Genomic DNA, 12,885 nt, shown 5'->3' on the forward strand with positions numbered 1-12,885 from the left:
CGCACGGTGGGCGGCGCCGGGCGGGCGGCGAGGGCCGGGTGCGAGCGGCCGCGCAGGTCCGTGCCGGTCCGGCCCGCGGCCGGGTCGGAAAATCTGGGGGCCCTCACCCGATGTCACCGGGCGCTCACCGGTCGATGATCTCTTCCTGTCGGGTACGGGCCAGATCCCAGGAGGAGCCGATGGGCGAACCGGTGAGAGTCAGCATCGTCGCGCAGGACCCGGTGCTGGAGGCCGGTGCGCGAACCAGTCTGCAGCGCCACGGCGACATCGCGGTGGCGCCGCCAGGGGAGCCGGCGCAGGTCGCGGTCATCATGGTGGACCGGGTGACGCCGCAGGTGATGGACACGGTGCGGGCGTCCCTGGAGGCGGACCAGCGCCGGGAGGTCGTGCTGGTCGCGACGGAGCTCGCGGCCGACGACGCGGTCCAGGCGTTCGCGGCCGGTACCCGAGGACTGCTGCGCCGATCCGAGGCCACGGTGGAGCGGCTGGCGTGGACCGTCGTGGCGGCCGCCGCGGGCGACTGCACGCTCCCGCCAGACCTGCTGGACGGGCTCCTCGAGCACTGGGGCGGCACCCGCCCTTCGGGCGGGGTGGCGGCGCCGGCCGGGTGGGAGCTGTCGGAGCGGGAGCAGGCGGTCCTGCGGCTGGTCGCCGACGGCCGGGAGACCGAGGAGATCGCGCGTGAACTGTGCTACTCGTCCCGCACCGTGACCACCGTGGTGTACGACGTGACCCGGCGGTTCCGACTGCGCAACCGCGCACACGCGGTGGCTTTCGCCCTGCGGGCGGGCCTGCTGTGAACGCGACGGCGGCGGTCCTCCCCACCGAGGGACCCAGAGTGCGGGTGCGATCGAGCGACGCGGGGGCGCGAGCGATGGTGGAGGCCAAGCTGACGGTCGCGGGGCTCCGTCCGGTCCGTGCGCCGGAGCCGTCGTCGCGGGACGTGCTGGTGGCCGTCGGCGACACCGTGGAGGGCGCGATCGAAGCCTGCCGGCCTGCCTTTCCGGGCAGCGGCGAGCGGCTGTTGGTGGTGGTGGCCGACGCGCTGTCCCGGCATGGTGTGCTGCGGGCGCTGAAGGCGGGTGCGCGGGCCATGCTGCTCTCCGCCGAGGCGACGCCGGCGCGACTGGCCGCGGCCGTCCACTCGGCCCATCGCGGCGAGGGCCGGCTCTCCCACCCGGTGCTGGCCTGCCTGCTCAACGGGTCGCCCGAGCCGGCCGGTCCCGGCCGGCGGGCGGGCGCCACGCCGCTGACTGACCGCCAGATCGAGGTGCTGCGGCTGATGGCGGACGGGCACGGCAACGAGGCCATCGCCCGGATGCTGTCCTGCTCCAAGCACACCGTCAAGAACGTGATCTACGAGCTGATGGGCCAGCTCCAGGTGCACAACAGGTCCCACGCGGTGGCGCACGCCGTGCGGACCGGGCTGATCTGACCGGGCCGGCCGCCGCCGCCGGAAACCGGACCGGGACAAACGCGCAGCGCCGCGGCGGCGAGCCTGCCACTCGTTCCCTGGCACCGTGCCGCGGTCCCGCGGCACGCTGCTCCTGCCCATGTCCGTCCGGCGGGCATGGCCACCCTCCTTCCGCCCGCGGACGCCGCCCCGAGCAGTCCTCCGCGCGTTCGATTCCTGCCGAGAGGACCCGATGGACATCGCCGAGGACACCCCGAACACCGGCCAGAAGCCGTTGCCGGAACACGAGTTCAAGATCTTCGAGGAGCTGGAGTCGGAGGTCAGGCTGTACTGCCGCAAGTTCCCGGCCGTCTTCGAGCGGGCCAAGGGCGTCGAGCTGCACGCCGAGGACGGCCGGACGTTCATCGACTTCTTCTGCGGCGCGGGGACACTCAACTACGGGCACAACAACGACTTCATCAAAGCCCGGGTCTCCGGGTACCTCGCCGCCGACGGCATCGCGCACGGCCTGGACATGTACACCGTGGCCAAGCGGGAGTTCCTGACCTCCTTCGCCGACACCGTGCTGCGGCCCCGCGGGCTGGACTACAAGGCGCAGTTCACCGGCCCGACCGGGACCGACGCCGTGGAGGCCGCGCTCAAGCTCGCCCGCAAGCACACCGGCCGCACCGGCGTGGTCGCGTTCACCGGCGCGTACCACGGCATGTCGCGCGGCTCGCTCGCGGTGACCGGCAGTCGCCGGGCCCGCCGGGCGGGCGGGGTCAGCGGGCAGGACGTCACGTTCATCCCCTACGAGGACGGTCCGCAGGGCCCGTTCGACTCGATCGGATACCTGGAGCGGCTGCTCGCCGACCCGTCCTCGGGCGTCGACCTGCCGGCCGCGGTGATCCTTGAGCCGATGCAGATGGAGGGCGGTGTCTACCCGGCGAGCAGCGCGTGGCTGCGGGCTCTGCGCGAACTCACCGAGCGGCACGGGATCCTGCTGATCCTCGACGAGATCCAGGCGGGCTGCGGCCGCTCCGGCCGGTTCTTCTGCTTCGAGCACGCAGGGATCGTCCCGGACGTGGTGACGCTGTCCAAGTCGCTCAGCGGCTATGGGCTACCGCTGTCGATGGTGCTCTTCAAGCGCGAGTTGGACGCCTGGGAGCCCGGTGAGCACACCGGGACCTTCCGTGGCAACCAGCCGGCCTTCGTCGCCGCCACCGCGGCCTGTGAGCTGTGGCGGCAGGACTCCTTCCACACCCACCTCGCCGCCGCGATCGAACGCCTGGACCGGTTCCGCGGCGAACTGGACGAGCTGGGACAGGACGTGGTGACGCGTGGACGCGGGATGGCGCTCGGCATCGACCTCGGCGCCTCCGGCGGCCCGCTGCGCGCCGACCGGCTGCAGCGCCACGCCTTCGAGCAGGGGCTGATCGTCGAACTCTGCGGCCGCGACGACGAGGTGGTCAAGCTGCTGCCACCGCTGACCGTCGACCTCGCGCTCCTCGACCGCGGCCTCGACGTGCTGCTGCAGGGCCTGCGAACGATCTGACGCACCTGACGTACCGCCAAGAAAGGAGGACGGGATGTCCCGTCCGCAACGCCGCCACCTGATCTCGATCGACGACCTCGGCTTCGAGGAGATGCACCGCATCGTGCAGCGGGGCGCCGACTTCGCGGCCGGCCGCTGCGAGGACGCCCGCCCGCTGCACGACGCGGTCGTGGGCGTCCTGTTCCGCAAGACCTCCACCCGCACCCGCACCGCCTTCTCGGCCGGAACGCTGCGTCTGGGCGGCCGGTTGATCACTTACGGCCCCGACGACCTGCAGGAGAACACGGGGGAGACCGTCGAGGACACCGCCGCGGTGCTGTCCCGGATGCTCGACGTCCTGGTGGCCAGGACCGCCGCCGGCGAGGCCGAGTTGCGGGCCTTCGCCGCCCAGCGGCGGATGGCCGTCGTCAACGCGATGAGCGCCGGCGAGCACCCCACCCAGGCGCTCACCGACCTCACCACGCTGCTCGGCCGGTTCGGGCGGATCGAAGGCCTTCGGGTGCTCTATGTCGGCGAGGGCAACAACACCGCCTCGGCGCTGACGCTGGCCCTGTCCCGTTACCCCGGAACGGAGCTGCACCTGCGAACTCCCGGCGGCTACGGGGTCGAACAGCGCTACCTCGACCGGGCCGCCGAGTACGCGGCGGGCAGCGGCGCGCTGGTGGAGCAGCGGCACGACATGGCCGACCTGCCCGAGGTCGACGTGGTCTACACCACGCGATGGCAGACCACCGGCACGACGAAGCCCGACCCCGACTGGCGGCTCGCCTTCGAGCCGTTCCGGGTGGACAAGGCCGTCATGGACGCCACTCCCGGTGCGCTGTTCATGCACGACCTGCCCGCGCATCGCGGCGACGAGGTGACCGCCGAGGTGCTCGACGGGCCCGCCTCGATCGCCTTCGCGCAGGCCGAGAACAAGTACCACAGCGCCCGCGCGGTGCTGGAGTGGTGCGTCGGCGCCGACCCGGCCGGAGCCGGCCAGGAGTGAGCCCGGCCGAACGGGCCGCCTTTCGGAGCCCCTGGGAACGCGGTCCGTTCGGCGTGTCCGCGGACGGCTCGGTCCAGTGTGCCAAGTGGCCTCGGAAGGGCTGCCGGGGGCCCATCGTGCCCGCCCACGAGTTCGTCGCCAGGGACACAGCGGCAGCGTGCGCGTGCTGTTCCTGGTGCCCGTTTGTCTCTTGTCGCCGTTCCCCGGCGCCCGGCAGGCTCGCCCCGTCGCCATGTCAACCCCGGAGCTAGGAGGGCCGTTGTGGCCGAGGAAGCCACCGACACCTGCACGTACCAGGTCGTCGTCGACGACGAGGAGCAGCATGCGATCCGGCTCCCCGACCGCGAACCGCCGCTCGACCGGCGGACCGATGGCACCCGTGGTGCCGGTCTCACCGGCGGGGCCCATGCGCATGTCTGACACCGTTCCGGCCGGCGTGCTCCAGACCGTGGGCCGGACGCCGCTGGTCGAGCTGACCAGGATCGACCCGACCGGCCGCTTCCGCCTCTTCGCCAAGCTGGAGGCGCACAATCCCGGCGGCTCCATCAAGGACCGCTCCGCGCTGGAGCTGTTGCGCGAGGGCATCCGGTCCGGCCGGCTGGTTCCCGGACGGTCGGTCGTCGTCGAGTCCAGCTCGGGCAACCTGGGCATCGGGCTCGCCCAGGTCTGCGGATACTTCGGGATCCGCTTCATCTGCGTGGTGGACCCCCGCGCCAACCGCCAGAACATCGCCGTCATGCGGGCGCTGGGCGCAGAGGTCGAGGTGGTCGGGCGGACCGACCCGGTCACAGGCGAGTACCTGCCGGTGCGGATCCGGCGGGTGCGCGAGATCCTCGCCGGGACCGAGCACGCCTACTGGCCGGACCAGTACTCGAACCCGCTCAACCCGCGCTCGCACCACGCGACGATGCGGGAGATCTGCGAGGCCGTTCCCGGCGGCCTGGACTACCTGTTCTGCGCGACCAGTTCGTGCGGAACACTGCGCGGCTGCGCCGAGTACGCGCTGGAGCAGCAGCTCCCGGTGACGCTCGTGGCCGTCGACGCCGAGGGCAGCGTCATCTTCGGGCGAAGGCCCGCACCGCGGCTCATCCCCGGCCACGGCGCCGCCGTCCGGCCGGCGCTCCACCAGGACGGCCTCGCGGACGAAGTGGTGCACGTCAGCGATCTGGACTGCGTGGTCAACTGCCGGCGGCTGGCGAACCGCGAGGCGATCCTCGCCGGTGGCTCGTCGGGTGCGGTGCTCGCCGCGGTCGGGCGGATGAGCGGGCGGATCCGGCCCGGCGCGACCTGTGCCGTGATCCTTCCCGACCGGGGCGAACGCTACCTCGACACGATCTACAACGACGACTGGGTGACGTCGCACTTCGGCGACGTCACCCACCTGTGGAAGGAGAACAGGCCGGTGGCCGAGGTGCCCGCATGCTGATTCTGACAGCCCGTGACGTACGGCAGGTCCTGGACGGTGCGGAGCACCAGGTGGTCGAGGCGGTGAGCCGGGCCTACCGGCTGCACGCGGCCGGCCGGACCGCGGTTCCGCACTCGCTCTTCCTGCGGTTCCCCGAGGAGGCCCGCAACCGGATCATCGCCCTGCCCGCCTACCTCGGGAACACCGGGGACCCCGGGGAGCGGGAGCCGGTCGCCGGTATCAAGTGGATCTCGTCCTTCCCGGGCAATCTGGCCTCCGGACTCGAGCGCGCCTCGGCGGCGGTCATCCTCAACTCGATGCGCACCGGCCACCCCGAGGTGCTGCTGGAGGGTTCGGTGATCTCCGCCCGGCGCACCGCGGCCGGCGCCGCGCTCGCTGCCGCGACGCTCGCCCCGCGGGAGCCGCAGACCGGCGTCACGCTGATCGGCTGCGGCGTGATCAACTTCGAGGTGCTCACCTTCCTGCGCGCCCTGCTGCCCGACCTGGCCGAGGTCACCCTGTTCGATCTCGACCGGGCCCGCGTGCGGGCGTTCGCCGAACGGTGTGCGGCCCGGCTGCCCGAGCTCAAGACCGCGGTCGCCGAACGGATCGAGGACGCCCTGGCGGCCCACCGGCTGGTCTCCCTCGCCACCACCGCGTCCACCCCGCACCTGGACCCCTCCCCCTGCCGGCCCGGGACGCTGCTGCTGCACCTGTCCCTGCGCGACCTCACCGCGGAGACCATCCTGTCCAGCGTCAACATCGTCGACGACGGCGACCACGTGTGCCGCGAGGCCACCTCGCTGCACCTGGCCGAACAGCGGGTCGGTCACCGCGACTTCATCGCCGACTCGATCGGTGCCATCCTCACCGCGGGCCGCCGCCACCGCGACCCCGAGGCGCTCACGGTCTTCTCGCCGTTCGGCCTGGGCGTCCTCGACCTCGCCGTCGCCGACCTGGTCCACCACAGGGCGCAGGAGCAGGGCCTCGGCACCCGTGTCCCGGACTTCCTCGCCCCCGGGGTGTAGCGGCGGCGGTTCCACGGGGCCGCGGGAGACCCCGCTTCCGCGGAACGTCCGGACACCGGGCAGCGCGGGCCGGTCAGTCCCCGCACAGTTCCCGGGCGAGGCGGCACAGCTCCGCGCGGTCCGCGCTGCCGGTCTTGTGGAGCAGGCCGGCGATGTGCTTCTCCACTGTGCGGGGCGAGATGGACAGCCGCTGGGCGATGTCCTGGTTCCCGAGGCGCTCCACGAGCAGGGCGAAGACGTCGTACTGACGCAGTGTCACCCCACGCGCCCGCAACGCCTCGGGGATCAGCTCCCGCCCGGTGCGCCGCTGTGCCACCGACACGCCCGCCTGCCGGATCAGCGACCGGCAGGCACCGGCGACGGAGCGGACGCCCGCCTCGTGGAAGTACTCCTCGGCGGTCCGCAGCCAGCCGACCGGGTCGCCCCAGCCGTCGGCGAGGGCCGCCTCGGCGACCAGGCGCAGCCCGAGGTGGTGGGCGGTCGGGAACCCCTGGGACACCTGCGCCGCCAGCTCCACCCGGGCCACGGCCTCCGCGCCGCGGCCCTCGCGCCCGAGCAGGACGGCGTCGGCGAGCACCAGGAACTGCCGGTTCCAGGCCAGCGCGGAGGCCGGCGCCGCCAGGACCGTCGCGTACGCCGACCGATCGGCGCTGCCCGCGAGGACGGCGAGCAGCGGACCGAGGCCGTGCCGTCCGCTGAGGTAGAACACGTTGGGGTGCCGGTCCTCCCAGGCGGCCGCGGTCGCCAGTTCGGCCAGCGCCTGAGCACGGTTCTCCTCGAGGAGGGCGCAGAAGGCCCGGCACAGGCCGTACACGACCGGCGTGAGGAAGGAGGCGGAGTCGTCGGCGCGCTCGAAGCGGAGCAGTTCCCGCTCCATCTGCCTGCGCCGGCCCTGGTGGGCGGCGAGGGTGGCTGCCACCAGCAGCAGGTAGCGGTGGCTGCCGAGGTTGCGCATCCGGGCGCTCGGCTCCAGACAGCGGTCGATGATCTCCCGGGCGGCCGTGAAGTCGGCGCGCAGCAGGGCGTCCATGGCCAGCATGCCTTCCGCGTGCTGGGCGAGCACGAGGGCGCCCAGGTCGCGGGCGGCGTCCCTGGCCTCGCGCATCCGTCGCGCGTCACCGGTGCGCATGAAGGCGTTCCCGCCGAGCCGCAGCAGCGCCTCCACCCGCCAGACCGGCAGGCTGTGCGCCTCCGCGACGGAGAGCATCCGCTCCAGGCAGGCGTCCGCGTCGTCGAAGCCGCGCTCGCGGGCCAGCAGGGCGAGCAGCTGCCACGCCTGGCAGGCCACCACCGGGAGTTTCTCACGCTCGGCGATCTCGGCCGCCTCGCGGGCCAGCCGCTCGGTCTCCGCCGTCGCACCGCCGTGGCCGGGCAACAGCGCCAGGTGGCCCTCGACAACGGCGAGGGCGGCGGTCTGGCGGGGATCGCCCGAGCCGCCGAGCTGCGCACGGGCGGCGGCGATCTGCGCCAGGGTGTCGGCGGCGCGCTCGGCGATCACCGCCACCCAGGCGAGCCTGGTGTGCAGGGCGACGCGGCGCTCGATGTCCAGCGCGCCGGCCCCCGCGTCCGGCAACGACTCGGCCAGCGCGAACACCCGGTCCAGTTGCCCGGCCTCGGCCAGCGCGTAGACCAGAGACTCGATGACGTCGGTGCGGTCGGTCGCCGCTGCCAGCTCGTGGGCGCGCTCCAGCAGTTGCACGGCGGTGGTCGAGGCGCCCGCGGCGAGTGTCCGGCGGCCCGCCTCGGCGTAGAGCAGCGCCGCCCCCGCTCCGTCGCCGCCCAACTCCCGCAGGTGCGCCACCAGCTGGCAGCGTCCGTCCGAGAGGGCCGGATCGGCCGCCAGGACCGCCTCGGCCGCGCGGCGGGCGATCACGGCCCGTTCGGCCGGAGGCAGCCCCGTGAGCAGGGCCTCCGCCGTGAGCGCGTGCCGGAAGACGTACTGGTCGGCTGCGGTGGGATCGGGGACGACGAAGCCCGCCGCGGCCGCCGCGGCCAGGTGATCGAGCAGCAGCCGCGTGCCGTGGCCGGTGATCAGCTTGAGCATGCCGAGCGAGAATCCGGTGCCGAGGGTGGCGGCCAGCAGCAGCAGGTCGCGCACCTGGGGATCGAGCTGCTCCAGCCGGTGCCGCAGGCCGCTGACCACGCTGGCCGGAACGGCGGCCGCCAGGTCGCCGGCGACCCGCCAGCCGTCGCCGTCCCGGCGCAGCGCCCCGGAGGCGACCATCTCGGCGAGCAACTCCTCGACGAGGTAGGGGATCCCGTTGCTGAAGGTGCTCAGCCGGTCGACCACGGCAGCGGGCACCTGCTCGGCCCGCAGCTCCAGGCAGCCGGCGGCGAGCGCGCCTATCTGGGACGTGCCGAGCGGCTCCAGGAAGGCCAGCGAGGCGACCCGGCGCCGTTCGCCGCCCCGGGCCAGCTCCAGGGCGGCCCCCGGTTCGGGCCGCAGCGTGGCCACCAGGAGGACCGGCAGTCCCGCCAGGTTGTCGACCAGGTAGTCCACCACGGCGATGGTGTCCGAGTCGGCCTCGTGCAGGTCCTCCAGGACGAGTAGGCAGCCGCCGTTCCGGCCGATGACGACCAGGAGGCGCAGCATTGCCTCGGCCAGCTCGACCACGCTCTCGGGGTAGCCGGGCACGGCGGTGTGCCGCCACTCCGGGATCACCCGGCCCAGGGCCGGACGGTAGGGCTCCAGCTCCGGGTCGTCGGGCACACCGACGACCCGGAAGCGAGAGTTCAATGCCTCGATGAGCGGGCGGTAGGGGATCCCGGCACTGGTCGGGCTGCCGCGTCCGCGCAGCACGGGCAGGCCCAGCGAATCGGCCCGCCCGGCACAGTCCCCCGCCAGCCGGGACTTGCCGATCCCCGCCTCCCCCGAGAGGAAGACCGCGTGGCCCGCGTTGTGCTGAAGGTCCATCAGGGCGCGACGGAGCAGACTGAGTTCGCTCTCGCGGCCGATGGTCGTCGGGGAAGTGGTGCGCACGTTCGCAGGCTACTGTGCAGAAGTTGTGAACAATAGTGATCTCTGGAGGAAGGGAATCACGCTTCCTCGCACCTGCCCACCGGACGACCGGACGGAACCACCTCGAAACGGTCAGCGGGGCTCGTCGGTGACCGGTGCGGTGACGGTGGTCCACGTGCTGCGGAACGCCGAGGCATCGCGCAGCAGCCGGGACCGACGGCCGAGTCCGCCGCCGCTCCGCAGCAGGATCTCACCCGCCGGGTGGTCGCCGGTGGCGCCGAATCCGCTGGTGGGCTGCTTCCGGCCCGGCAGGAGGTCGGTGGTGTTCATGAACGTTCCTTTCCACTGCAGACGATCTCGGAGGTCGGCGTCAGACGTTCTCGGAGAGGACCTCGGCCTGGGACGCGCGTCGGGCCGACGGCGGTTCAGGGGTCGGCCCCCGCAACAGCAGCGCCGACGGTACGCGGTCGGCGAAGCCGAGCCGCAGCAGGCCGTGGCCGCGGCCGGCCAGGCCGGTGAGCAGTCCGGGCGACGCGGTCCCGGCCCGGGCGGCTCGGTGGGGGCCGCGCCGGGCCGCGCCGGCGGCCCGCTCCCGCAGTGCCGAACGGTCAGGCGTCCGGTGCAGCAACTCCAGTGCGCCCCACTCGCCGTGACACAGGCTGTGATCAGGCAACGGTCCGGTGCGGCCGAGGCGCCCGACCACCTCGGCGACGGTCTCGGCGAGCCCGGGGTCCGCCATCGCCTCGGCCCGGTCGGCGACCGCCAGCGCCACCCCGGCCGAGCCCGTGCACCAGGAGAGGTCCGCCCCGGCGGACGGCAGCGCGCCCACGGCCGAACGCAGCGCGGCCAGTCCCGCCCGGCGGTACCGCTCGCCGCCCCCGGCTGCGGCGAAGCCGAGCAGCGCCCAGCCCACCCCGGCGGCACCGGTGGCGAAGCCCGGCGCCGCCGGGACGGGCGCGGCGACGAGCCGGTCGGCGCAGGCACCCGCGCCGCGCCGGAGCTCGGCCGACGGATTCACGCGGTGCGCGGCCAGCAGTGCGACCAGGCCGCCCGCCGTGCCGTCGAGCACACCGGTCGGCTGCTCGACCCCGGCGGCCCGGACGGTCAGGGCCGCCGCCGGATCGATCAGGGCGCGCACCCGGGCGTCGTCCAGGGCGGCTGCCACGCCGGTGAGCGCGTGCAGGATGCCGCCGAGCCCCGTGAAGCCGCCCGAGCCGACCGCGCCGAGGTCCTCGTCCGGGAGCGTGGCGAGCCTTTCGAGCAGCTCCGGCACCGGCTGCAGCGCGGCCAGCGCCGTTTTGGCGTAGCAGTCCGCGCCGGTGACCGCGGCCAGTTGGGCGAGGAACAGCGCGACGCCCGTGTACCCGTGCCCCAGGTCCGCGCCGCAGGGCCCCAGCCTGCGGTACCGCTCGCCGAGCGGTTCCACACCCAGCCAGTTCGCCCGCCCCCGTCCCCGGTGGGCCCGCTCGACCAGCAGGTCGCCGAGCTCCCGGGCGGCGCCGAGCAGCCGCCTCGGAGCGGGCGGTTCGCCTGGCTCGGCGGCGCGAGGGCCGGGCACGGCGACGGGATGGGCCGCTTCCGCGGCACGGCAGGCCAACGACGCCCGGATGATCCGCTCCTGCCCGGCCAGGTCGGCCTCGTCCATCACCGCTAGGCGGTCCGTCACCCGGGCCAGTCCGGGCCGGTCGAGGGCGCCGGGGATGCGGGCGCCGGTGCCGCTCCACAGGTCGACGCGGCCCGGCCGGGCAGTGAACACCGGCACGTCGCCGTCCCCCAGTTCGGCGACCTCGTGGTCGAGCAGTCCCGGCCAGCCCTGGTCGTCCACCGCGTCCGTACCGAGCAGTCGCATCAGCGCCTCCCGGTCGGCCGGCTCCCGCATCACGTCGGGGTGGGTGGCTTCGACGAGGACCGTCGCGTAGACCTGCGTGGCCCGGGTGACCACGCGGACCTCGTCGTCGGCGAAGCGGCGCAGCAGGCCGGTCAGCTCCTGTCGGCCCGTCAGGATCGCGCGGTAGCCTGCGCGGAAGCCGGCCACCAGCGTCTCGGCGTGGGCGGCGGGCTCGGCTTCGGCGCCGTCCAGCCGGGGGCGGTTGTCGCCGCCGGGGACCGAGCCGGGCCGGCGCACCAGCCGCATCTCGTCGGTGCCGGCAGCCTCCCAGCCGATCGCCTCCAGCGGCGAGCGGCGGTCGGTGCCGCCTCCGAGGCCGGAGAGGTCGAGCGCGGCCTCTTCCCCGAGTATCAGTTGAGGAAGCAGACCGGTCCGCTGGACGGACTCGTCCAGCGCACGACCCGCCGGGTCAGCGGCGGGGTCCTCGGGCGAGGGCGGGTGGAAGAGCGTCTCGACGTCCACCGGCACCGGGTGGTCGCCGCAGGCGATCAGGTTCTCGTGGTGCAGGTCGGTGAGGTCGAGGACGTGGGCGATCGCGAGTAGCGCGCCCTGGCGCCGGTAGAATCGGCCCAGTTCGGCCGGGGAGGCGCAGGGTCCGGCCTCGATGAACTCCGACCACCCGTATTCCGGACGGGTCAGCAGGGTGGGCGTGCGCAACCCGGGCGTCCCGGGGCGGGCGTTGTACCAGTCGATCAGTTCGCCGAAGTGGCGGTCGGCCGCGAGCGGGCGGGGCTTGTAGACCAGGCGGCTGCCGTCGGCGAAGCTCAGTACGGCGACCCGTCGGCCGCCCCGGTGCGCGTCACCGCTGGTCCGGTCCACGGCGGCCAAGGGCCCCGGGTCGCGTCCGGCCAACAGCCGGGCGACCAGTTCGGTGCGGTCGGCGGCGTACCGGGTGAGCAGTTCGGCCATGGCCGCGACGGCGTTCACGCAGGATCGGCCGACCAGCAGGGACAGCACCGGGTACTTGGCGAACAACCGGGCCAGTCCGGCTCGGGTGCCGGTGGTGGCGACGAAGTCGCGGAACCTGGTCTGCGGGGTCGCGCCCGTCAGCAGCCCCTCCACCCTGGCCACCCGGAGCTCCAGCACCAGTGCGCGGGCCGCCAGAACGCCGAGTGCGGCGGCCGTGCGGGCGGTGAACTCCGCTACGACCCGAGGAAGTTCGGCCGACCGGCCGACCAAGGGGTCGAGCGCGGCGAGCAGCCGCCGCCCGGCCAGGTCGGCGAACGGCGAGAACACGACGGCGAAGCCGGCCGTCCCGGGCAGCGGCCCGGACGGCAGGACCGGGTCGCCGGGTGCGGCGGCGAGAGCAGCCTTGACGAACTCGGCCGGGTCGAGGTGCTGCGGGCCCGGGGACTGCGCCGCCGCGAGGGTCGGCGACCATCGGGACGAGGTGGTCTCTTCCCCTGCTACGAGCGCGCTGTCGCCGATCATGGCGCAGAGCTTTTCAGTCCGCCCGACAGCGGCACAAGAGACGGGAATCCGCCGGAATTACCCTACCGGGGCGTTCCGTTGATTGTTCCCGGCGCCTCGTCCCGGGAGGCGCCGGCATCGGTGCAGAGCCGCCGCCGGCCTCCCGAAGCCGGGGTCGCATCGGCAGTCCCGGACGGGTTCGGCGATGTGGGCGTCGGGCCGGTGAGCCGGCCAGACCGTGGATCCGACGCCACAGTGC

The 12,885-nt window shown here is 74.0% G+C and carries 10 protein-coding genes; 7 read left to right on the forward strand and 3 right to left on the reverse strand.

Annotation, left to right across the window (positions count from 1 at the left end):
* Window positions 1–179: 179 nt before the first annotated feature.
* From ACFYU9_RS03420 to sbnB, 7 genes are all read left to right on the forward strand, one after another.
* Complete coding sequence (locus ACFYU9_RS03420; protein WP_389217999.1) at window positions 180–800, forward strand: response regulator transcription factor; 621 nt, start codon at window positions 180–182, stop codon at window positions 798–800.
* 44 nt (window positions 801–844) lie between these two features.
* Window positions 845–1,435, forward strand: coding sequence for a response regulator transcription factor (locus tag ACFYU9_RS03425; protein ID WP_389341934.1), 591 nt, complete (start codon window positions 845–847; stop codon window positions 1,433–1,435).
* Window positions 1,436–1,646: 211 nt separating this feature from the next.
* Complete coding sequence (ectB, locus tag ACFYU9_RS03430; protein ID WP_389218005.1) at window positions 1,647–2,948, forward strand: diaminobutyrate--2-oxoglutarate transaminase; 1,302 nt, start codon at window positions 1,647–1,649, stop codon at window positions 2,946–2,948.
* 34 nt (window positions 2,949–2,982) lie between these two features.
* A complete protein-coding gene (locus ACFYU9_RS03435; RefSeq protein WP_389218008.1) occupies window positions 2,983–3,936 on the forward strand; it encodes an ornithine carbamoyltransferase in 954 nt (317 codons plus the stop codon).
* Window positions 3,937–4,197: 261 nt separating this feature from the next.
* Window positions 4,198–4,356 (forward strand): hypothetical protein, encoded by a 159-nt coding sequence (locus ACFYU9_RS03440; protein ID WP_389218011.1) that lies wholly within the window; start codon window positions 4,198–4,200, stop codon window positions 4,354–4,356.
* Window positions 4,349–5,362 carry a 2,3-diaminopropionate biosynthesis protein SbnA gene (gene sbnA, locus ACFYU9_RS03445; RefSeq protein WP_389341937.1) on the forward strand — a complete coding sequence of 338 codons (1,014 nt, stop codon included), beginning with the start codon at window positions 4,349–4,351 and terminating at the stop codon, window positions 5,360–5,362. Before ACFYU9_RS03440 ends, sbnA begins: the two co-directional genes overlap by 8 nt.
* Entirely contained in the window at window positions 5,356–6,369 is a 1,014-nt protein-coding gene (gene sbnB / locus ACFYU9_RS03450; RefSeq protein WP_389341940.1) for a 2,3-diaminopropionate biosynthesis protein SbnB, read from the forward strand. Before sbnA ends, sbnB begins: the two co-directional genes overlap by 7 nt.
* Before the next feature lie 73 nt (window positions 6,370–6,442).
* Here the strand turns inward: sbnB and ACFYU9_RS03455 are convergent, their stop codons facing one another.
* From ACFYU9_RS03455 to ACFYU9_RS03465, 3 genes are all read right to left on the reverse strand, one after another.
* The gene (locus ACFYU9_RS03455) at window positions 6,443–9,349 is read right to left on the reverse strand and encodes an AAA family ATPase (protein WP_389341943.1); all 2,907 of its coding nucleotides are present in this window, start codon (window positions 9,347–9,349) and stop codon (window positions 6,443–6,445) included.
* Window positions 9,350–9,460: 111 nt separating this feature from the next.
* Window positions 9,461–9,658 carry a hypothetical protein gene (locus ACFYU9_RS03460; protein WP_389218023.1) on the reverse strand — a complete coding sequence of 66 codons (198 nt, stop codon included), beginning with the start codon at window positions 9,656–9,658 and terminating at the stop codon, window positions 9,461–9,463.
* A 40-nt stretch (window positions 9,659–9,698) separates the two neighbouring features.
* Window positions 9,699–12,647, reverse strand: a complete 2,949-nt coding sequence (locus tag ACFYU9_RS03465; protein ID WP_389341946.1) for a type 2 lanthipeptide synthetase LanM family protein — start codon at window positions 12,645–12,647, stop codon at window positions 9,699–9,701.
* Window positions 12,648–12,885: the final 238 nt, after the last annotated feature.

Origin of the sequence: Streptomyces sp. NPDC004327 (genome assembly GCF_042873935.1) — a bacterium.
Taxonomy (GTDB): domain Bacteria; phylum Actinomycetota; class Actinomycetes; order Streptomycetales; family Streptomycetaceae; genus Streptomyces.